The sequence below is a fragment of the Cupriavidus sp. 2SB genome, from assembly GCF_005503625.1.
Taxonomy (GTDB): domain Bacteria; phylum Pseudomonadota; class Gammaproteobacteria; order Burkholderiales; family Burkholderiaceae; genus Cupriavidus.
Genome location: NZ_SCMX01000007.1, coordinates 91663 through 113577 on the forward strand (window position 1 = coordinate 91663; position 21915 = coordinate 113577).

At 58.9% G+C, this 21915-nt stretch carries 21 protein-coding genes; 15 read left to right on the plus strand and 6 right to left on the minus strand.

What is annotated here, in order from left to right; translation table 11 throughout:
• Window positions 1-14: 14 nt before the first annotated feature.
• Together FFS21_RS05265 and FFS21_RS05270 are read right to left on the minus strand one after the other, a co-directional pair.
• Complete coding sequence (locus tag FFS21_RS05265; RefSeq protein WP_029309092.1) at window positions 15-1784, minus strand: type IV secretory system conjugative DNA transfer family protein; 1770 nt, start codon at window positions 1782-1784, stop codon at window positions 15-17.
• 104 nt (window positions 1785-1888) lie between these two features.
• Window positions 1889-2761: a hypothetical protein gene (locus FFS21_RS05270; protein ID WP_137923862.1), complete on the minus strand. Its 873-nt coding sequence runs from the start codon at window positions 2759-2761 to the stop codon at window positions 1889-1891.
• A gap of 223 nt (window positions 2762-2984) precedes the next feature.
• Here FFS21_RS05270 and FFS21_RS05275 point away from each other — a divergent pair, with 223 nt between their 5' ends.
• The 14 genes from FFS21_RS05275 (at window position 2985) to FFS21_RS05340 (ending at window position 17863) form a co-directional block, all read left to right on the plus strand.
• Window positions 2985-3611, plus strand: a complete 627-nt coding sequence (locus tag FFS21_RS05275; protein WP_137923863.1) for an OmpA family protein — start codon at window positions 2985-2987, stop codon at window positions 3609-3611.
• Window positions 3608-3892, plus strand: a complete 285-nt coding sequence (traL, locus tag FFS21_RS05280) for a type IV conjugative transfer system protein TraL (protein ID WP_017515798.1) — start codon at window positions 3608-3610, stop codon at window positions 3890-3892. The genes FFS21_RS05275 and traL overlap by 4 nt, the downstream gene beginning before the upstream one ends.
• 71 nt (window positions 3893-3963) lie before the next feature.
• A complete protein-coding gene (locus FFS21_RS05285) occupies window positions 3964-4686 on the plus strand; it encodes a TraE/TraK family type IV conjugative transfer system protein (RefSeq protein ID WP_137923864.1) in 723 nt (240 codons plus the stop codon).
• Complete coding sequence (locus FFS21_RS05290) at window positions 4683-5540, plus strand: TraK domain-containing protein (RefSeq protein ID WP_137923865.1); 858 nt, start codon at window positions 4683-4685, stop codon at window positions 5538-5540. The genes FFS21_RS05285 and FFS21_RS05290 overlap by 4 nt, the downstream gene beginning before the upstream one ends.
• A 1-nt stretch (window position 5541) precedes the next feature.
• Window positions 5542-6765: a TraB/VirB10 family protein gene (locus tag FFS21_RS05295; protein WP_137923866.1), complete on the plus strand. Its 1224-nt coding sequence runs from the start codon at window positions 5542-5544 to the stop codon at window positions 6763-6765.
• A 20-nt stretch (window positions 6766-6785) separates the two neighbouring features.
• Entirely contained in the window at window positions 6786-7460 is a 675-nt protein-coding gene (gene traV / locus FFS21_RS05300; protein WP_029309086.1) for a type IV conjugative transfer system lipoprotein TraV, read from the plus strand.
• 27 nt (window positions 7461-7487) lie between these two features.
• Window positions 7488-7784: a TraA family conjugative transfer protein gene (gene traA, locus FFS21_RS05305; protein ID WP_225934836.1), complete on the plus strand. Its 297-nt coding sequence runs from the start codon at window positions 7488-7490 to the stop codon at window positions 7782-7784.
• 130 nt (window positions 7785-7914) lie between these two features.
• Window positions 7915-10377 (plus strand): type IV secretion system protein TraC, encoded by a 2463-nt coding sequence (traC, locus tag FFS21_RS05310; RefSeq protein WP_137923867.1) that lies wholly within the window; start codon window positions 7915-7917, stop codon window positions 10375-10377.
• 179 nt (window positions 10378-10556) lie between these two features.
• Entirely contained in the window at window positions 10557-10985 is a 429-nt protein-coding gene (locus FFS21_RS05315) for a hypothetical protein (protein WP_137923868.1), read from the plus strand.
• A gap of 4 nt (window positions 10986-10989) precedes the next feature.
• Entirely contained in the window at window positions 10990-11553 is a 564-nt protein-coding gene (gene lepB, locus FFS21_RS05320; protein ID WP_017512644.1) for a signal peptidase I, read from the plus strand.
• 37 nt (window positions 11554-11590) lie between these two features.
• Complete coding sequence (gene traF, locus FFS21_RS05325; protein WP_137923869.1) at window positions 11591-12541, plus strand: conjugal transfer protein TraF; 951 nt, start codon at window positions 11591-11593, stop codon at window positions 12539-12541.
• Between the two features lie 14 nt (window positions 12542-12555).
• Window positions 12556-14010 carry a conjugal transfer protein TraH gene (locus tag FFS21_RS05330; protein ID WP_017512642.1) on the plus strand — a complete coding sequence of 485 codons (1455 nt, stop codon included), beginning with the start codon at window positions 12556-12558 and terminating at the stop codon, window positions 14008-14010.
• Between the two features lie 9 nt (window positions 14011-14019).
• A complete protein-coding gene (locus tag FFS21_RS05335) occupies window positions 14020-17517 on the plus strand; it encodes a conjugal transfer protein TraG N-terminal domain-containing protein (protein WP_137923870.1) in 3498 nt (1165 codons plus the stop codon).
• Between the two features lie 73 nt (window positions 17518-17590).
• Window positions 17591-17863, plus strand: a complete 273-nt coding sequence (locus FFS21_RS05340; protein WP_137923871.1) for a hypothetical protein — start codon at window positions 17591-17593, stop codon at window positions 17861-17863.
• 97 nt (window positions 17864-17960) lie between these two features.
• Here the strand turns inward: FFS21_RS05340 and FFS21_RS05345 are convergent, their stop codons facing one another.
• The 4 genes from FFS21_RS05345 to FFS21_RS05360 form a co-directional block, all read right to left on the minus strand.
• Entirely contained in the window at window positions 17961-18593 is a 633-nt protein-coding gene (locus FFS21_RS05345) for a thioredoxin domain-containing protein (protein ID WP_225934843.1), read from the minus strand.
• Window positions 18484-20070, minus strand: coding sequence for a GspE/PulE family protein (locus FFS21_RS05350; protein WP_502705152.1), 1587 nt, complete (start codon window positions 20068-20070; stop codon window positions 18484-18486). Before FFS21_RS05350 ends, FFS21_RS05345 begins: the two co-directional genes overlap by 110 nt.
• Before the next feature lie 65 nt (window positions 20071-20135).
• Window positions 20136-20402: a hypothetical protein gene (locus FFS21_RS05355; protein WP_137923873.1), complete on the minus strand. Its 267-nt coding sequence runs from the start codon at window positions 20400-20402 to the stop codon at window positions 20136-20138.
• Entirely contained in the window at window positions 20399-20833 is a 435-nt protein-coding gene (locus tag FFS21_RS05360; protein ID WP_137923874.1) for a lytic transglycosylase domain-containing protein, read from the minus strand. The genes FFS21_RS05355 and FFS21_RS05360 overlap by 4 nt, the downstream gene beginning before the upstream one ends.
• Here FFS21_RS05360 and FFS21_RS05365 point away from each other — a divergent pair.
• Entirely contained in the window at window positions 20808-21851 is a 1044-nt protein-coding gene (locus FFS21_RS05365; RefSeq protein ID WP_249359159.1) for a tetratricopeptide repeat protein, read from the plus strand. The two genes, FFS21_RS05360 and FFS21_RS05365, sit on opposite strands and share 26 nt — an antisense overlap.
• Window positions 21852-21915: the final 64 nt, after the last annotated feature.

Below are 21915 nucleotides of genomic sequence, written 5' to 3' on the forward strand. Positions count from 1 at the left end.
TTCGTGCGCGGGGGCTACTCGTTCGCCAGTTCCTGACCGAAATCTCTCTTCCGCCCACCGCTGGGGACGCTGCTCCCCCCGAGATACTTGTCGGCATTCTTGAAGAAGTCGGCACCTTCAACCTGGGGTCGTCGGAAGTGGTTGATGCGGAGTGGGCCGATCTCCCGCTGCAGTTTCTTGTCAATCGTGATCATGGGCACGCGAAGGTTAAAGACCGTATCTCCGCCGTACGTGACAATGCACTCACCCTTGCCAAGCGCCTTGAGATCGTCAGGAGAAACCTTGTATTCCTCCTGTTCCCGCTGGCCCTCCGAGAATCCCGAACCTGCGCCAGCGCCACCCTCCGGAGTCATATTCAGCAACGGCGAGTTCGTACTCTGGTTCTGTGTCGCACTCAACGACTTGGCAATACCCGTTTGGTAGCCAATGAGCTCCGCACACTCTTCCGCCGTCGCCTGTGTCCCCACTTTGAACATGATCTTCGTCCAGGTGTTGCCGATCACCATCTCCTTGAACTCATCGGATACAGACTCAAGGTTGGCCATTGTTTGTACCGCGGGCCAGAGTGCGATGCGTGCGCTGCGTGACTGCTCGAATGGGCGGGCCAGGGATTGCACAGCGTAGCTACCTGCTTCATCCATGAAGACGAAGAAGGGAGGATTCGGGCGTTGGCTCTCAGGAAGTGCCTGCACCCAAGATATGGCGGTACGAAGATCACCGAGGAACATCTTCCCGAAGTTCGATGCCGCCTCGTTCTTTCCCATGGTCGGCAGTGCAACGTAGATGATCTTGTTGCTTTTGATCGCCTCGAAAAGATCGATCTCCGGTGTGTAGGTGTTCATGACCTTGCCGAAGCTACCGGTCCCGAACATATACATGCGGCCTCCAACTCCGCCGAAGGTCTCTCGCATCCGCTTGATGTCGACCATGTTCTCCAGCCCGGAGCCAGGTTTTCCACCACCCTTGTACTGTTCAAGGAATAGCGACAGGTTCTTCGTAGCGTCGTGATGGGGGCGCGTCTTTTTCAGCCGCGTCTCGAGCTCCTCCATCGCTCTGTGATTCATGAGCAGGATCGTGAAGTCGATGAAGTTGTAGGCTAGCCCGGCCGCCTGCATCGCGGCCACCAGGGTTGTAATGCCTTGGTTTGCGCTCTGCTTATAGTGGTCCGCCCCGGGATTCGAGTCGGTTGCCGGAATTAGCGAGAGGACGCGCGCAGATACTTCGTCTGGCTCCCCGCGCAGAATAGGGCTGTACGTGTGGCTCTTGTCCGGATCACCGGGGTTGAGGATGAGCAAGTCCTGTTCGCGACCGCACGCGCAGCAGTACTGGTAGACCGTCTCCATGTCCTCTGCAGTCAACTTGCCGTCCATGAAAATCAGGCCGCCGCCCCGCTGGATCTGCTGAAACATCAGCAATCTGCCCATCACGGTCTTCCCCACGCCGGACTGGCCGCCGATGAAACCATGCCGCATCAAGTCGTCATCTGGCAGATACACTGGCTTACCGGTATCTGTCGTGAAGCCCAGCAACAGACCATCCGGCTTGGTCAACGCCGCGGCTGACTGAATGCTGATCTTCGATTCGAGGATGTTCTGTTGGCGCCAGAAGTCGAATAGCCTTGTGCCAAGGTATGTTGCGCCGGCGGCGCCAAGTGCCATTGGGACAGCCGCCGGTATGTTGGCAAAGTAGGGTGATGTCATCAAAGCGCCGGCGCCCATGGAACTGAGTGCGAGCGTGTCGCGTGTTCCGCCAAGCTTTGTCCGATAAATCTGATCAATGCTCATGAGAGCTGCCTCCATTTCCAGCGCACCTGCATCCTTTCCTGGTACCGGTGCGCATGCGTCGAGCAAAAAAGCCCCGGTGCGCGAGAAGCGACCGGGGCAGTGGGTTAAAGAAAAATCTCGTCCTTGGGAGACTGCTGGGTGAGTTGAAGGCGCGGGTGGCTCAACAGAAGGGCGCTTTCGACTTTGGTGAGCCCTGCGTCCTGCTCAACCGTCTGTCGTGCGATCGCAACGTCGGCGATCTTTTGGTTCTGGTCGTCAAGCCTGGTCTTGTACATGGTGTAGCGATCGGACTTGGCAGAATCAGCTTGCTGACTCTGCGCACCTGCACGCTGCCTTGGCGGTGCTGCATCGACGCCACTCGCTCCGGGAGGAGGGGTGTCGGTGAGCCCAGGCCCGCGATCCGGACTACCAAACTTGGCGTGTAGGCCTTCCAAGTACTTCACGTCACTGAAGAGGTTCATATGTACGTCAGCGCCGAATCCAAGCAACGACATACATTTGCTCATCCCATCCGTGAAGCTCTTCTTTGGCGCCTCTTCGTCAGTGAAGACGCCGTGGCTCGTACGCCCGACAAACGTCGTCTGGCCGAACTGTTCGATCTCACCGCGTCGAATCTCACCTCTCCACTCCATCTCGTACCAGAAGCGAACGCGCAATTTATGGATCAGCTCGCGCCCCCAAGAGTTGCCGTTCTCGTCCCAGCCCAACGGAGACCCCTCCAGAATCTCTTCCGAAACAATGGTGCACCCCCAACCTAGTCCCATTGGACCGAACAGCTTGGTGGCTTTCTGGACGAGGTAGGTTGGAGTAACTGCAGTACCTGAGAACCCGCCGTGGCTGAACTCCTTCGTGAACGTTGGATCTGTATGAAACACCTTGTCCCAGACATGAGCACAGCCTTCACCCAAGGGTCCTTGCATCCACCCCGGAACCGGTAAGTTGGTCCCCTTGCTGTTGTTGCTGCCGTTTTCACTCATTCATCGACCCTCCTATGACTGATGCGGGAATGCCTTGCGAAGAGGTATGCGGCACAACGTCGGATAAGGCCTACAGGCCGGGTTGCGGACAGACTTGTCTCGGCTTACGCTTGCGAATACTTAACACGTCGTTATAATTCTATTGTGCTCGCGAAACGTTTGCAATCGTTGCACTCTTTATCGGTACGCGTTATTCTTCGCCATCACATCATCCTGTATCGCAATGACCCGACTTCTCAAACCGGCAGTCGCCCTTGTGTTCGCGAGCCTCGCGTGGCAGGCGTGGGCGCTGGACGCGCATCAGATCGTCGTTCCCCAAAGCGACGGCATCGCAATTGAGCCCGCCCATCGCGCTCACGTTTTGTCCGACCAGCAGCGGAACTTCCAACTGAAGCGCGATGGCGCTTTCTGGATGGTCATGGAACCCGCACGCTCGCGCGCACTGATACCGGAGGAGGAAGCTCGCCTGGCGGCAGAGGAAGCCAGCTTGAACGCCGCGCCCAAGGATTCGACGCCCGTAGCGGCTGCGACTCTCCATTTCTCGTTCAACCGGGCAAAGCCTGTGTCTTGGAGCCCGCTGGCCAAAGTGCTGAATCAGGCCCAGACTTCATCGGCGCGCATCACCGTGGTCGGCCACGCCGACGAGGTGGGAACCGCTCAGTACAACAAGCGACTCTCCGAGGTCCGCGCAAACGAGGTTCGTCGCTACCTGACGGCAAAGGGCGTCGATCCCGCTCGGATCAGTGTTGAAGGGCGGGGCAAACTCGAGCCGGTTGCCCCTGGTGATGGCGTACGGAACCGGCGGGCGGTCATTGACGTCCTGGCATTTCCGCAGGGGGCAGGCCAGTGAAAGAGATTGATATCCCGCGCTACGTCGACAATCAACCCCAGCTGTTCTTCTGGGAACTTGACGAAGCCATCATTTTCATCGGTTGTTTAGCCGGCGGAATCTCACTGGGCGGCTACTTCACGCTCGTCAGCATGGCGCTCGGTTACGGGGCAGTGAAGGCGTTCCGACGCTTCAAGAATGGTTCGCTGGAAGGCATCCTCTACCACCTGTGCTATTGGGCTGGGCTCATGGCGCTGAACAAGCAGTATCAGGACTCCTCGAAGCGCGACTTCTTCTACTAGAACCCGCCCTTTTTTAGTTATCTATTATCGGTACGTGTTATGTATCCGTACAGCAACCGAACGGAGTTTTGATGAAGATGCCGCTGCTTACCTCCACATGGGAGGGCTCCAACAAGCTGGCCAGCGTAATGATTCTGTCGAACGTCATTCTTGCCGTGGGCGTGGTCATTGCCGTTGGCAAGCTGGTCACCGACCACGAAGTCACTCGCATCGTGCCGCCACACCTCACAAAGGCGGTCTCCGTTGGCTGGGAATCTGCCGACCAGGAGTATCTGGAGAGCTTCGGGTCGTACGTGGCGACGCTCACAGCGAACATCACTCCGAAGAACGTCGATTTCGTGATCGAGCGGCTTTCTGGCCTGGTCACCCCACGGGTCTACACCAACGTTCGTCAGCAACTGCTGGTGCTGAGCAAGAACCCAGTCTTCAAACACAACGGCGGCTCGGTTCGCTTCGACCCGTCGAAGGTTGTTTCCGAGAAGGAGACGGAGAAGGTCTTCATCCTTGGCCAGATGACCACCCAGAGCATCGGCGGCAAGGATACGAAGAACTATGTAATCGAGATGAAGGTCGTCATGCGTGACGGGCGTCCATGGGTGGACAGCCTTGACCATTACGAAGGCTCCGACCCTCATACGCTCACGTGGATCGAGAAGAATCCGGTCCTCGCTCAAGAGGCCCGCCGTCGACAAGCGGAGAGTGCTGCTACGCAGGCCGATCAGATCCTCAAGCAGCAGGCCGCCGAATCCGTGAGCATCCAGCCCCTGAACACAACCAAGGAGGTTGCGCAATGAAGCGCCTCGCACTAGCTGTCGCCGCGCTGATCGCGCTACCAGTCCTCGCGGACGAACTGCCCCCGCCGGTCCCCGGCAAGAAGCTCTCGGCGGCAGAGTCTCGCCTCGCGGAGATTGCCGCCAAGCGGGTACAGAAAGTCCCCGCACAGAACCTGCCCGGCTTGGGCACCATGCCAGGCGACACCCAGGTGTACAAGCCGCAGGTTGTCCGCGTGAGCCCAGACCGCAATGAGGTGATCAACGTTTCGTCGGGCCTGCCCAATCGTATCGCGACACCGTTTGCAAACCCCCAGGCCATCGACGGGCAATCGGCTGACGTCGAAGTAAAGGCGGTGGGGCAGTCCCTCTACGTCACGATGAAGACCGATCGCTCGGTGGCACTGTATGTGACCGGTGACAAGCCAAACGATCCTGTCGTTTCGCTGACGCTCGTCCCCAAGAGCCTCCCTGCACAGACGATCACCCTCCAACTGGACAAGCCCGCTGCAAGCACGGGCGCAGTGCCCGGCGACGAAGAGCGGGGCGCCGACAGCTCGGTCTATACCGATCGCTTGCGCTACGTTCTGCGTCAGATCGCTCTTGGCAAGGTGCCGGAAGGCTTCTCGGACGGCGTTCTTCCGAAGTCAGTCGCACGGATGGGGCCGGTGATCGCCTACCCATTGACCCGCTACTCGGGCCCTACCTACGACATCTTCCGCTACCGCATCGAGGCCTCGGCCGATAGCGTCGATCTCGACGAGGGCGCGTTCTACACCGACGGCGTGCGTGCCGTGGCCTTCTTCCCATACGCCGCGTTGCGCAAGGGCGAGTCGACCGAAGTGTTCATCGTTTCCGACAAGACGGAGAGCAACTGACATGTCTGAGTCGCTTTCCGACAAGTTCAAGAAGAAGTGGCTGGACTTGCCACCACGGTCCCGAACGGTCATCGCAATCGCAGTGCTTTTCGGCTCGATGGTGGCTATCGGGTCGCTGTTCATCAAACCGCACAGCAAGCCCCGTAAGCAGGTTGAGCAGCCAACGGTAAGCAACATGCTGCTTCCCAAGCCCAAGGACACCACGGGGGAACAGCTGTCCGCGCAGAACTCTGCCACCCAGAAAGACGTCGACAGACTCAAGGGCGATCTGGAGGCAGCCGCGAAAGACAGCAGGGCTCTTCAGGCACGGATCGACGAGATGGAGAGGGAACGCAAGCAGCCGGCAAACGGCGTTACCTCGGACATGATGAAAGAACTCATGGAAATGAAGGGCCGCCTCGAGGCCATGGAGCGCAAAGGCACCGCCCCTGGGAAGGCGCCGGCACTCTCCGACCCGTTGCCGGTTCCGACCGAAGGTGGGAAGGCCGGAGAGGAACCGCCAGAGCGTGCCAAAGAGCAGGAAGTATCGCGCATTCGAGTATCGGGCAATGCAGCCACGGCCACTGTAGCTCAAGCCAAGCAGGAATCGAAGCCGACACCGTACCTCACCGCGGGCTCCATGTTCGAAGCGATCCTTCTGAACGGTATGGATGCGCCCACCAACTCGGTTGCGCAGAAGAATCCCATGCCGGCTGTGATGCGGATCAAGACTGAAGCGCTGCTGCCGAATCAGTACAGCCACGATATCAAGGAGTGCTTTGTACTGGTATCCGGCTTCGGGATCTTGTCGAGCGAGCGGGCCCAACTCAGGACTGAAACCCTTTCCTGTGTCCGCGAAGGAGGCAAAACCATGGAAGCCAAGGTCGACGGCTACGTAGTCGGCGAGGACGGCCGGGTTGGCGCTCGTGGCCGCCTCGTCTCCAAACAGGGGCAGAAGATCGCGCAGGCTCTCACGGCTGGTGTCCTGAGCGGCTTCGCAACGGCGCTCACGCCAACGCAAGTGCCCCGCCTGGACCTGAGCACCGGCGGCAACAACTTCATCAGTACCCAACGCGCGACGCCTCAATCGATCCTCGAAACCGGCGTGGCAAAAGGCTTCTCCTCCTCCGCGACCATGGTTTCGCAGTTCTACCTGGAACTGGCAAAGGAGATGACGCCGGTGGTCGAGATTGATGCTGGCCGCAAGCTGACTGTCGTCCTCATCAAGGGCGTCGAACTCAAGTAAACGGGTCAAGGAGGCCCACCATGAAATTTCGACTTCTTCTCGCGACGCTTCCACTGCTCGCGACCGGCTGCTCATCGATCTTGAACACAGCGGACAACGATTCCTTCTCGTGCCCGGGTATGCCGCAGGGAATCATCTGCAAGACGCCGCTGGCCGTCTACAAATCGACGAACCAGATGCCGCAACCGACGGAGAGCGATCGCCCCTTTGGGTCTTCAGGAGCTCGTGGCGTTCAGGCGGGGGACGATCAGGGAAACGTTGCGCGCCCTGAGCTCACCGGCGGTGTTGCCGCAGGTGCGCCAGGGCTGATCCAAACGTCCGTCCCGGGTTCCGCCCAGGCCAACGGAACGGCACGCCCGGTCCGCAAGCCGGCGCAGGTCATGCGCATCTGGATCGCTCCGTGGATCGATAGCAAGGACGATCTTCACTACCCGTCATATCTGTACACCGAGGTACAACCGCGCCGCTGGTCGTTCGGCAAGTCCGAGTTCGCCGGCAAGGGCATGGTTGTTCCTCATCGTGAGCTCGCAGCGGTCGCTCCGATTCCCCAGGAATCGGGCCGGCCGAACGGGAAACCTGCAGCGCAAAGAACTCCCGGGGGGGATGCGCCGCAGGCAGACGCCAACCAGCCGTATCAGGGGACCGATGTGACGAAGCTTGGCATGCCATCTCCCTCGGACATTAACCTCGAGTGATCATTTCCACATTAGGAGAAATCTTCCATGAACCGCATTACCAACAACAAGCAAGCTCTGCTGACCATGGCCATGATGGCACTCGTGCTTGCGGTCAACGCGTCCGCGGCCTCGGATACCACGTTCGCGCAGATCGTGACCCGACTGTCTGACTGGATGACCGGCTCGCTGGGCACGGTTTTCGCGCTCGGCTCGCTGGCTGTCGGCCTGGCCATCGGCGTCGTCAAGCAGTCCGTGATGAGCGTGGTGACCGGTGTGGCGGTGGCTCTGTCCGCCTCCCTGGGCCCTGGCGTCCTGCAAGGTCTTTTCACGGCAACTCTGTAATGCTCGTGCCTCCGGCTTTCGTCGGAGGCCGCGTTGCACTGCCAATCTCGAAACTGGTTCGCGGCTCCGGCCGCGAACTTGTCTTCTAAAACGTATCCCCCATTCAGAATCACAAGGCAAGGAAATCACGATGCTCGGGTCTCAAAAATCGAAGGGTTCCAAGTCCACGCCCACCATTGACGGAGACCGGGACAACGTTCCTTACGCCAAGATCACTGTTCGCGCGTGGGACCCGGATACAAATCTGCTCCTGGCGTCCGACAAGGGCGAGCACTATCTGGGCGCTTGCTTCATCGCGGAACCGCTGAAAGGCGCGGACGACGCGACCGTCGACAAGTTCCGCTCGGCGTTGAGTATGCCGTTCCCGGCCGGGACATTTATTCAAATCGGACTCCTGTCTTCCCCCGACGCAGACGAATTCTTCGACGCGTACATGGCAGGGAAAGACACTGAGAACGAAGTGCTCCGCGCGCTCGCAGAGCAGCATGTCTCGTACGTCCGGAATGGCCGCCATGAGCCTCTGGTTACCCGCAGTGGCGTATTGGTGAACCGGCAGCGGCTCATCCTTACGATCAAGACGCCTTGCGCTCGCGCACTCCCCTCCGCCGCGGATATCGCGGCTGCTCGGGAGACAGTCGACCGCGTTCAGGAAGCATTCAAGGCCGCAGAACTCCAGACCGTCCAGCTCGACGCTCAGGGATACCTCGTTCTTCTCCGCCTGATCGCGAATATGTACGAGCACCCGAGCTTCCACTACGACGAAACCCGTCCTATCCGAGAGCAGGTCTTCTTCCCCGGTGACTCGATCAACTACGACGATCCGAAGCTCATCAACTTCAATGATGGGGCGCACTTCGCCAAGGTCATGAGCGTCAAGCACTTCCCGAAAAGGGCGAGCTTGGCCATCATGAACCACATGATTGGCGACCCCCTGGGCCTGTCGAACCAGATCACAGACCCCTACTACATGGTGCTGACCCTTCACTACCCTGATCAGGTGAAGAAGGTCGACTGGGTCAAAAGCCGATCCTCCATGCTGAATCACCAGGTATTCGGCCCAACGGCGCACCTGATCCCAGCTCTTGGCTACAAGAAGCATGGAATGGACGTCCTGGTCCACGACATCGAAGGCAAGGGCTCCATCGTCTGTGAGGCGAACTTCACGCTCTTCCTGTTCTCCCGCAGCAAGGAGAAGCTCAACAAGCTCGCGGCCGGCCTGCGCGCCTACTACACCAGTCTGGCATTCGAGATCCGAGAGGACAGCCGTATTCTCGAGCCCCTCTGGAACAACCTCCTGCCTCTGAACACATCTCTCGAGGGAATCCAGAATCTGTTCCGGTTTCACACGATGGGCGTCACCCACGCCGTGCAGTTCATGCCAGTCATCGGTGAATGGACCGGCAGCGGGCGAAATGGGGCGCTCCTCCTCGTAACGCGCCGCGGACAACCTGCGCTGATCGATCTGTACGAGTCAACAACCAATTACAACGGCATCGTGTTCGCCGAGGCCGGCGCCGGTAAGTCGTTCCTTACCCAGAAGATCGTCAGCGACTACCTGGCCGAGGGCGCAAAAGTCTGGGCAATTGATGCCGGTCGCTCATACTTCAAGCTATGCAAGGCAGCCAAGGGCTCATTTGTCGAGTTCAAGGCTGACTCTGATCTGTGCCTGAATCCATTCACCTTCATAGACAACCTCGAGGAGGAAATGGACATCATCAAGGCGATGATCGCCAAAATGGCAGCCCCCGACGAGGCGTTGGGTGCGTATGCGATGTCCCGTCTTGAAGAGGCGATCACCAGCGTCTATCAAAAGTATGGCCGCAACGCGTCCGTCAAGGCGGTGGCCGAGTTCTGCCTGCAGCAGCCCGACGAAGACACCCAGCGCCTTGGCCGTCAGCTTTATCCGTTCGCAGGCGGGGCCTACACTCGATGGTTCGAGGGCGAAAACAACCTGGACATGAACAACGCTTTCGTTGTTCTGGAACTTAGCGACCTGAAGGGTCGGAAGGCGCTCCAGCAGGTTGTGCTGCTTCAGTTGATGTCGCGCATCAACTACGACATGTTCCTCACACGTGGTCGGAAGAAGATCCTGATCATTGACGAGGCCTGGGAACTGCTCGACGACCCCGTCATGGGCAAGGCAATGGAGGCCCTCTATCGCAAGGCGCGAAAGGAGAAGGGCGCCGTGCTGATCGTCACGCAATCGATTGAAGACCTCTACAACTCGCCGAACGCTCGCGCAATTGCCGCCAACTCGGCATGGCAGTTCATCCTGAAGCAGAACAGCGAGTCCATTGACGGTGCGATCGCAGGCGGGCACTTCAAGATCGAGCCCTACGGTGCGCATATGCTCAAGACTGTGCATACGATTCCCGGAAAGTACTCGGAAGTCATGGTGAAGCAGAGCGAAAGCCAGTGGGGCATTTTCCGGCTAACCGTTGACCGCTTCACACAGGTCCTGTTCTCCACCAAGGATGACGAGCGCGACACCATCTTCGATGCCATCGACCGCGGGGATAGTGTCGTCGAAGCAGTCCATCGCTTTATCGACCAGGAAGCAGCGGCAGCCGAGGACGCGCTCCTGGCCGCGTAGCAGATACGACACGATCCTCGGAAAATGCCCGCAATTGCGGGCATTCTTCTTTTCACCACGCACTTCTAGCCATACGTCGTATCCGTACGTGTTATGCTTCCGTAATTACCAAATGTGCGAGTTTCTGTCCGCTGGACCATCGCGCTTCCTGCAGAACACTTTTCTTACCCGAGCACACCATGACCCAAGACACCGACACCACTGCTCACTCCACTCAGCCGTCCTCTGCCACCCCGAGCCGCTCGCCTGATCAAGGGGGCGTGTCGCTCCTGACGACGATCATCGTTGCCGCGCTGTTTTCGGCGTTCGCCAGCGTCCTGACCTGGAGCTTCGCTACCGGCGATCGCGCTCAAGCGACGCCGGTGGTCATGGTTGATGGGGCAAAGCTGGTAGAGCTCCAGGCGAAGGCGGCACTCTCGAAACCCGGGATGACAGTCGAACAGGCGGAATCTCAGGGCAAAGAGTTCGTGCAACAACTGAACAACGCACTGTCGGAGTACACCCAGGCCGGCATCATCGTCGTGAACTCCTCTGTCGTGCTGAACAGGCCCGGCAGCGTGGATGTGACTGCAGCAGTCGCGCAGAAGCTCGGAATCAAGATCGAGTGAACTGATGCGATTCCACTACCCGATCCATCAGTATCTCGATCGCATTCGGCTCGGGATGAAGGACCAGAACCGCATTCGGTTCCTTCGTGCCTCGCTGCTGTGGACTGTATTGAGCTTCCTCGTGGCTTTGGCTGCCGTCACCGAGTTCCGCAAGCACTACCAGATTGGGCTCGACCTTACGCCGATCCGATGCATGCCTGAGCGGCTGTATTGGGTGAAGCTTGGCGCCCCGAAGTCTGTCCAACGCGGTGACATCATCGCGTTCATCGCCCCCAAGGGGCTGATGCTCGAACCCTTCAACGGAAAAATGATAGCCAAGCAGGTAGCCGGCCTTCCGGGCGACACGGTCCGGGTGACAAACGACCGAGCGTATGTGAATGGAAAGTACATCGGGGACCTAGTGCTCAACCAGAAGCTCGGCCGTGGTCCGGGAGCTTTTGACCGGGAGGAGGTTGTGCCTCCTGGAAAGCTCTTCGTGATCGGAACGCTTCCGCGTAGCTATGACGGCCGTTACTGGGGCTTCCTGGACCAACGGTCGTTGGTTGGCTCTGTGACGCCGCTCATCTGATCCACACGTGACTACAGCCAACTGCTACGGGTAAAGAATGGCAAAGACACTCCTCGTACTGGCACTGCTCTCCCTTACCGTCGGAGCCGCGCAAGCCAGGGAAGACGACGGTACACCGACTCGCTTCCTTGAACGGAAAGCGGAAGGGTGGTTCTGGTACCAAGATCCGAAGGATGAGATCCCTCCCGAACCGCCGGCACAGCAGCCACCTGCACCACCGAAGAAGCAGGATACCGCCCAACCAAAAAAGCCTGAAAAGGCTCAGGACGAGCCCTTCTCTGTGGAATGGCTCCGCGCAAGCATGCCTAAGCTCCTCGACGCCGCGATCAATGATCCGACGAGAGAGAACGTCGAAGCGTACTTGTACGCGCAGCGGGTCGCCATGGACAAATCCCAACGCTATGCGGAGATGACCCAGCGAGTGGTCGCCGCCGATCCATTCCTTGATGAGAACAACCGCGTACCGATTGCCGCTTACACCAAGGCGTTCTTCCTGCGGCAGCTTGGTCAAGGTACCTCCGAGGCGCTCAAGCACATTGCAAAGGTAGGCGGTCTTTGGGTCTTCTTTGATTCGAAGTGTGAGTATTGCCGCCCCCAGGCCAATAGCGTCCAGGAGATCAGCAAGAAGTACGGATTCATCACAAAGTTCATCTCGATGGATGGCAGGCCATTGCCAAATGTTCCAACGTTTGCGAACGACAACGGCCACGCCAAGCTCCTGAATCTCCGCCTGACGCCCACGACAGTTCTTGTGGTTCCGCCCAACAACTATTTCGTGGTCTCGCAGGGAATGATGGCTCAGGACCAGCTTGAACAGCGAATCATCATTGCTGCTGAATCGAACAACCTGTTGCCACCCGACCTGGCCGCGAAGATCCGGACATACGACCGCGGTGTTCTGTCCAACGAGGACATGAAGAAGGGCGCTGGCGATGACCCGAAAGCCTGGGTGAAGTATCTGAAAGACCGCCTTGACGGGCGCTACTAATGCGGAGCACCACCATGAAACTAAATCTCAAGCGGATTGTCGTCACGCTATCGTTGATGACTTGGCTTCTGGGGCTCCCAGGTGCCGCGCATGCCGGGCTGCAAGACGCTCTTGACGGCATGTTTATGTCGAACAGCACCACACCGTCATCGTTCACCAATCAGTCCCGAGGCGGCCTGGTCGGCGGCGGCGCATCGGTACGCATGCCCATCCGCAACATCAACCTCATCGCGTTCGATCCTCCGCGCATCTCTGCCGGGTGTGGCGGCATCGACCTCTTCGGTGGCTCGTTCTCCTTCATCAACGCCGATCAGCTCGTTGCGCTGTTCCGCCAGATTGCCGCGAACGCCGTCGGCGTCGCATTCAAGGCCGCGATCGATGCGATCAACCCGGCCCTGGGCAAGCTGATGCAGGACTTCCAGAACAAGATCGCTGCCCTGAACTCGATGATGAAGAATACGTGCTCGCTGGCCACCACGATTATGGACAAGTCCGGCGCCAGTGATGCGATCCGTAGTTTTGTCGGTCAGAAGATAGCCCCCGAAGTGGAGACTGCCTCTGGCGCTATCACTGACTTCTTCGCGGGAATCAACAGCTTTCTTCCGGAACCGAACTCCGGCACGCGAGCTGCTGCGGCGAGCGGCAAAGCTCCTGAACTGGGGAACATGACATGGAAGGCATTGAAGTCGAGCAAGGCCGGTGAAATGCTTGGGAATCCATCGACCGCCGAAACCAATCCGGATGGTGCGAATGAGATCGTCATGAGTCTCGTGGGTGCGGTCGTCGTGGGGCCAGAAAACGACTCCGACCAGACGAACCCGGACGGCAGCGTGCAAGTCGACAACGGTCGCTACTGGTCGCCGACTCTGCGCCTCCCGGACCTTCGCGATGGCAATATGGGCGGTGAGAAGCCTGTCTACGTGCTTCGCTGCCAAGATGGATATGACGAAGGCAGCTGCCGGAGGATCTCCCGCGCGTCGATCAACTTCAGCGGCGTCCGCGGCTACGTCTACACGATGCTTCTTGGAGATGCGACGGGAGCCACCACCACGGCAGATTCGATCGTCGGAAAGCTGATCTTCTGCTCTGGCAATGCCTGCAACTTCACCAGCCAGCAGAAGACGTTCATCGGCCTCGTGAGTGCGCCGGTGCTTGGGATGATGAAGAAGGTTCAGGCAATGCCTGGCGCCGCTGATCACATCGCAAGGCAGATGGCTCCCGTCATCATCAATGAGATCACCATCAAGTTTGCCGAATCGGCGCTTGTTGCTGCCCAAGCGGCTTTCGGTGGGACCAAGTACACCGCCGATGAGCGTGTATTGAAGGCGCAGAGCGACCTGCTGCACGAGGTGATTGACATGCGCCGTGCGGCAACCGAGCAACTGCCTGCCATCAATGAGGCAATTGCCTACACGAAAGCCATCAACCAGGACAATCCGGCCGTCTTCGTGAAGCCGGAAATCCGATAAGGGACTGCTATGCTCGACTTCAACATCTACGTCGTCGGCGACCCGAGCTCGTTCTATGCCGCCCTCAACGCGGTGGCCATGATCCTCAACCAGCAGGGCTTCCTGAACAGCACGTTTCTGGTTGGCGGGCTTGTGGCACTGATCTCCGGCATCCTGTACATGATCGGCAAGCAGAGCGACGGGCCTGTCCCCGGCGCCATGGGCCCGGTCAGCGCATTGTTTGGCTTCTTTGCCGTGGTCTGGACCACCACCATACCTACCTCCGTGCTGGTCAATGACATCTACACGGGAAGCGTCGCGAGGGTCGACAATGTGCCGATGATCGTCTCGCTTCCTGCAAGCGCCTTCACGACGGCAAGCCACAAGCTCTTCCAGCTGTCTAATACCGCCTTCCAAAGCGTGAACGGCAGCTATATGGCTGTCACGTCGGACGGATTTGTGACGCCGCTCAAGCTTCTGTACTCGTTGCGCAGGGGCTTTGACAATGCTGACGTGTTCTTGTCTGCCAGCATTCGGACATTCATCCTGGACTGCACGCCGAACGCGACCTCGTTCTCAATGGACGCGATGAAATCAAGCGCAAATTCGCTGAACTACATTCTGACCCATGCACGCGACAACGGCATCACTACCTACTGGAACGCTGCAAATCCGCAAGGCCAGTCACTCTCCTGCAACGAATCGGCAGCACTGATCTCGCAGGACGCCAACGTCCGGTTCCTCAATGGCACCAACCGTGGCCTCAAGGAGCTGATCAACAAGAACATGAAGGAGAAGAGCCCCACGGGCAATGCGTGGGGCCAAGGCGATGTCGAGGACGTGCTGCAGAACGTGCTACCTGGCGGGTGGAAGACGGCAACGGACTCGCTAGGCATGGCCCAGAGTTCGCGCGACTTCATGATCAACGCACTGACGTACAACACGATCGCTAACACGTTCAACTGCATGTCGAGCAACACTGATCAGGGGAGTTTCAATCAGTGCAATGTTCAGTTGACCCAGGCGTTCGAGCAGAGCCGAACCGACTCTGCAGCCGCCGGCTCGTTCTTCTCCAAGACCATGATGCCGGCGATGGTGTTCATGCAGCTGATGTTCTTCAGCTTCGCGCCATTGGTCATCATCTACGGCGTAATGAAGGGCGGCGGCGCACTGGGCATGTACATCAAGTACCTCCTGTTCGGTGTCTGGACGTCGAGCTGGCTGCCGTTTTCGGCAGTGATCCAGATGTATATCCAGAACGACGTTGCCGAGAAGCTGTCCCAGATTGATTCCGGGATGCTGACGCTTTCAAACTTCCCGGCGATCTACTACGACATCCTGGCCACTCGACTCTCGGTGGCGTCTGACATGCTCGCGGCGACGCCACTGGTTTCACTCGCCATGCTGACAGGCACCGCCATGTCCATGGCCTCTCTTGCCGGGCGGTGGTCAGGGCGCGACCATGTTGACGAGAAGCAGACAAGCCCTGACATCATGCGTAACGGGCCTATCACGGATGTCGGCGCGGCCACTCAATCTAGTGCAGCGATCACCGGAAATCCGCTGTCTGGAATGACACGCGCAGATGCTGCTCTTCGCGCTCACAGCGCAGGCCAGATGCTTGACAACAACGTTTCCAGTGCTAGTGCGGACGTGCAGTCGACGAAGGCCGAAGCGGCAGCCTCGTTCGAGAAGATGATGAGCTATATGAAGGCTCATTCGAGCGGCTTTAAGTCTAGCGAATCCGATATCACGGCGATGAGTAAGGACTACGGAAGTCGCGCCTCGAAGGTGCAGGAGGCCGCCGAGAGCGCGATGGATTCGCACAAGTTCTCGGCAGAGGAGAAATCAGCCTTCCAAGCGGCGATCACCGCAAGCGCGGGATTCAAGAGCCCATTTGGCGGCGTTGAGGCTTCGGCACAGGCCGCAGCGACTGCCACGAAAGGTAGAGTCAGCGCCCAGGACTTTTCGAAGACGATGTCACAAAAGGTGAGTACTGACCAGTCATGGACCGACAGCATAACTAATCGTGCCCAGAATTCCATGGATCGGTACTCCGGCGAGGACACGAAGACAGCGCAGGGCCTCTCGGCGTCCCTCCGTCAGTCTACTGCTCGCGTCCAGTCCGCAGAGCAGCGCTATCAGGAAGCAGTGAGCATGAAGACATCGATGGACACGAGCTTCTCGGTTCGTGACCAAGAACTCGGTCCGATGATTCTCGCGAATCCCGCCGCCCGGAACGAGCTTGATCAAATGAACAGCAGCGCGATAGCAAACGTCCCCGGCTACCAGGCGAAGCTTGCCGAGCATCAGAACCGCATCCAACGGGCTGGTAACATCAGCGGGGGCGAAGAGGTTGCCAGATTCAATGCGCTTGCGGACACGAATCAGTTTCGGGCGACGTCCAAGATCATGTCCATGCTTAGCGGTATCAACGGGCCAACCAATTTCTCCCCTAACGCCAACCAGGGGGTGGCCCCGGCTGCAGCTGCTGTTTCGGCCAATCCGGCTGCGGGCAACTTGTCACTCAAGGACCCTCATGTGCTGCAACAGAGCGGCAGCGCAGGCCATTCCCCGGACGCGTCTGGCCGCGCCGCCGCGGCATCCGGCCCGAGCACGACCGCTGTTCGCGGTGGCACGTCTCCTGGGAATACCGGCAATGGAGGCGCCGCCGGCGGCGGGCCAGCTGCGCCTGCGTCGGGCCCGGGAGACCTCCAAGCGCGGTTGGATCGCCTCACGAACAACTCGCTCCCGAACTATGAAGCGGACAAGCAGAAGATTGCAAACGGCACCGCCGGGGTCGGCCAGGGAATTGCCGACCAGAAGGATGCGGTGCAATCGGCCTCGGCTGTGATCTCGCCCGAGCAGGTGCGAGACACGTTCCATCGTGAAGTGGGTACCGTCAAGAGCGGCTTCGCGGGAGCAGGTATGGCGTGGGGTGACTTCGAGAAGGCCCACCCCTATATGGCCGCCGGCATCGAAGCCGGTGTCACCATGCTACCCGTGATGCGCGCCGCCGGTGGACTCAAGAAGCTCTACGATGTATCTGCAGCCGCAAAGAAGGGGTGGCAAGGCGTCCAAGCAGCGAAAGCAGGTGTCTCGACGGCCGCGAAGGAGATGGCAAGGCTGGAGGGCGCCTTCAAGTCTCCGAACGGCGCATTGCTCGGTGGCAAGAAGGTCCTCGACGCTCGACAAGTCGCGAACCTTGGCTTCAAGAGCACTGACGATTTCCTGGAGGCCTATGGGAAGGCCGGCGCCAATGTCATCAAAGCTGAGAAGGATCTTCTGCGTTCGGCCGAGACATACTCGCAGAAGTTTGGCGCATCGGTTGGTAAGGATGGGCTACCGGCCGACGCAACTTTCGGGTTCGTTGCGCAGAACGCTACACGGCAGGCCGTGGCCACCGGGAAAGCGGCAGGCGGTGCTGGTCTCCTCGAGCTCTCAAAGTACGAGGCGAACATCCACCGGCAAGAGGTCATGCATAACCAGGAGATGGAGGACCTGCGCCGAGGCGTGCGTGGTCGATAGACCCCTGTACGTCGCTGAAGGATTGGAAACAGCCCCGAAATCCGGGGCTTTTCTTTGAGCAACCGATAGTCAGATGGATCTTGGATTGGCGGGTATGGACGACGAGATAAAGGGCCTAGTGAAGATCAAGCGGATTGGCCTCTCCGATCGCGGCGTGCTCGCGATCCAGGCCGCCTTGATTGCGCGGCAGAAACGCATTGCAGAGGGAAGTGAATGGGCCGCCGAGACATTTGCCGATCAACTGACAGGGTTCTTGGTCGAGGAGCGCCTGGTGCCGGTTCATGTAGCGCCGGATGATCTCAGGAGAGAGATCGCAAACCGTATTGGCGGGGGTGGTGCCTATTGAGACTGTTCAGGCCCAGCAATCAAATCATGGGAAGTTGAAGCATCAGGATCTGGGCTGGCGAGCAGCTACCATCGGCGCCGCTCGCCAAGGCCAGTGTTCAGCCGGTCATGGCCTTCGAGACCATGCCATTTGCAAGCTTGAAGAAGAGCTCCTGGTCGCCGTTCGTGCTGTCGGGCGTGATGACATAGCGACCACCGATCGCAATAGACGGCGTCGCATCGATCCGGTACCGGATGAGCTTGTTGAATGCGGCCTGGACTGTAGCGGGGTTCACGTTCTTCCATGCAGCATCAAACCCCTGCAAATGGGATGACGAGGCAATGAAGCTCCAAGTCTTGCCGTCACTCACCGGCATACCGCGGTCCTGAATAGCGGAGTAGGCGTAGCTCAAGAACGCAGGAAGGTACGTGGCATTCAAAGCCTTGGCCGCATAGAAGGCCCTCGCAGCGATGACGGTGTCACGATGTGCCTCGACAACCGGCACAAACTCCGCACTCCAGCCCTTAGGTAGCGACAGTGCCCACTTCGCAATCTGCTCGTGGTACGCGGCGCAAACAGGGCAAGTCAGAGAGATGAAGATCAGGACCTTCTTACTGTCCTCCGCTTCCCGCGGGACTTCCCTATAGGGCAGCTGCGGTGCCGACGACCCCTGTGACGACTCCTGTGCCAGCGTCGTCAGCGGCAGGCCGAACAACGCGACGGCCATTGAAGAAAAGGAGCGACGGTTCATTGAAATCTTCCTCTGTAAGGTGCTTGTGTTCAATATATAGGTCAAAGAGTGAGCAACTGGTCCGCTCTTGGCGCCATCGCGTCTCCATCTCTTTCGCCAGATCTGCCGACACCTTGCCGGTGGTGATGAAGTACCGGACCAATTCCGGAGCGCCCTGGGTGTAACCAACTGCCCGGATCACCTCCCGTGCGGTACAGATCCCTTCTTCGACGAGGATCTGTCCGAGCCGCCGAACCTTGCCACCCTTACGGAGCTCGATCTGCCGTACGGCCGCTGCATACGCCTCCTCAGGCGTGATGTGTCCGAGCTCCACGAGAACTTGACCGACGCGCTTCGTCTCAGGCGCCAACGCTTCGGCCCGATCAAGCTGCATGGCCTTCTCGATGGAGGTCAAACCGGCTGCGGCCATGCGCGTCACGGCTTGCGCCATGGTTTCGAACTGCGATTGGCGCATGGCTGCATTGAAAACCGCCATCTCCCCGCTCATCGCGAGCATTGCCGCTCGCACCGCAGCATCGGCCCGAATCAACTCCATAACCGGCATCCGGCCCTCATAGTCGGTCTCCTGTACGCCTGCGGGGAATTTGAGACCGGCGTGATGGATACCGGCAACCTCCATCCAGTCCACTTCGGCTTCGGTCGGAGCCCGGGTCCCTCTCTCCGGATCTGGCCGCAGAATTTCCACGAGCCGTTGGGAGAGGACACCGCGGAGAGCATCGGCCAGCGTCTGAACGTCCACACCCATATCGAGTAGACGTGTGATCGCCATCGCCGAGTTATTCGCGTGAACGGTAGCAACCACCAGGTGCCCGGTGTTTGCTGCCTGGATGGCAATCATCGCGGTCTCGACGTCGCGGATCTCACCAACCAGAATGACATGCGGCGCTTGGCGGAGTGCTGCACGCAACCCCTCGGCAAACGAGATGTGCTGATTGATGTTGACCTGTGTGAGCCCAGGGAGGACCTTCTCGACGGGCTGCTCGAGCGTCAGGATGTTCCGCTTCCCATTGTTGAGATGCTGAAGCGCGGCATACAGAGTTGTGCTCTTCCCCGACCCCGTGGGGCCACAGACGAGAAAAAGGCCATTCGGCTCTTGCAGGATGTCCTCTAAGCAAGACCGTGCCATCGGCGTCATCTCAATCTCGTCGAGACTCGCAACGGAGGCAGTATTGTCCATCAGGCGACAAACGATCTTTTGCCCGGTCAGTGTCGGCAGGATCGACACCCGAACGTCAACCGCCCGGTCAGGAAATTTGAGTCTTAGACGCCCATCCAGTGGCTTATGACGATCCGAGGCGGCAATGTTGGCACGGGCCCGGAGCTTCTCGTCGAGTTGCTTAGCGAAGTTGTGATCAATGTGGTCGACCCAATGCAGCGAACCAGAGATGCCATATTGAATTGTGGTGCCCTCTGCTTCGTACAACATGTGAATGTCGGCGGCACGTCTTACCGCGGCCCTGGAGAACATGTCGTTCAAGTATTCCGCCGCCGCACGATCATGCGTCCCGGTATTGAAGAATAAGTCTGGTTCTCTCATTGTGATTACTTCCCGCAGTCGAGTGTCGGGCCGTAGAACAGCCGACCAAGGAATCTCTGGGTTGTGTTGTCCGCCGTGATGCTCCAACTGATCAAACGCAGCCGGCTATCCTGGCTCAGAAAGTTCTGCCCGCCCCAGCGCACCGCATCGAATCCGATCCGCACCGGCCCGGCCGAGCGGTAGACGCGCTCGCACGGCTCCGGGGCGATTGCTGAGTAAACCACCCACCCAACGACCATTGCAGCAAAAGCGCCGCCAAACATCTGCTTCATCGATTTATTCCCTGCAAGTTCTTCCACACCTTATTGATGTAGCGGATCTGGGCATCGTCGTCCTTGGAGTACTTGCCCGTGTTGTACGCGCCAACTGCCTTCCAGGTCCTGCCGTACTTGTGCATCCCGTCAGCGAGCACCCAGGCGCCTACGTTCACGTTCACGCATGGCTCAAGCAGCCTTTCCCGATCGATCCCGAACTTCTTCAGTTCTGGCAGCCAGATCGAGCTGACCATCATGAGGCCCATGAACTCCCAACCCTCCTTGCTTGTTCGAACCAGATTGGGGTCAAACGAGGCGTTCTCCGTCTTTGCAATAGCGCGCAGCAATGACTCATCGACGGAGTACCGCTTAGCCGCCTCCTTGAAGCAATAGCCCCAGCTTTGCAGGCTCACGGAGGCCAGGATGACGAAGGTCAGTAGCTTTTTCATGGCCCGGATCATACAATACACGTATCAATACGCCAATAGTATCCCAATGCGAAATCTCGTGCTTTGCGCGCTAACTGCCGCTATGTGGGGCGCATTCGCCACCGCGGCACATGCTTCGGACATTCCCACCGGTAAGCCGGGGCAGGAGGAAGCCACTCCGCGCGTGGCAGGCGGCGCCAAGCCGTCATCCCTTCCGAGTGACACTGCCTCCATTGACATCACCGCGAAGCTCGACGATCTCCTCGCTACGGCGAAAGAGACGAGTGAAGTGATGCGTCTCTATGCCAGCTGGCAAGCTGGTAATCGCGAGGCGGTGCCTGAGATATTTGCATTAGCCAAGAATGGCAACGCCCGCGCACAGAACCTCGCGGGGTTCATGCTCGACAATGGGCAGGGTGTGAAGCAGGATTCCAAGGCCGCAGCCGCATACTTCCAACGGTCCGCGGAAAGCGTCCCGCTGGCCAAGTACAACCTCGGGGTGCTGACGTACTACGGAAGGGGTGTAAGAAAAGACGAGGCGAAGGCCATGGAGCTCTTCAAGGGCTCTGCGATGAAGGCCGGCGTCGAACAGGCGAGTGTTCAGCTCGCCATCTACTACCTGAAGAACAAGAACGAGGACGAAGCGTACAAGTGGGCGAATGAAGGGGCGAACCGGGGCAACGTCAAGGCCTTCTACCTGCTCGGTAGGATTCTGTACCAGCGTGGCCAGTACCAGTCCGCCGCCTCGTGGATACAAAAGGCCGCGAATGCATCCGAACCGAATGCGCCGGCAATCCTGTCGCTCATGTACCGCGACGGGAAGGGGGTAGGGCAGAGCAAGATGATGTCCGCGGCCTGGTGGATGATCTATGGCGCCCTGAATCGGCGGCAGACGGGAGGCAGCCTTGTTTCTTCCTCCTCATTCGGCCTGGATGAAACGGAACAACGGCAGGCGCTAGGCTTTGCAAACAACTGGTTGGCTACGCATGGCGCAGACAAGCGTATCAGCTATCAAAAGACACTTTTGCAAACAAACTAGAGCCGTCACGCTCAAGAAAAAAGGCCCTGCGATCTGAACGATCCAGGGCCTTTAGTTTTAAACG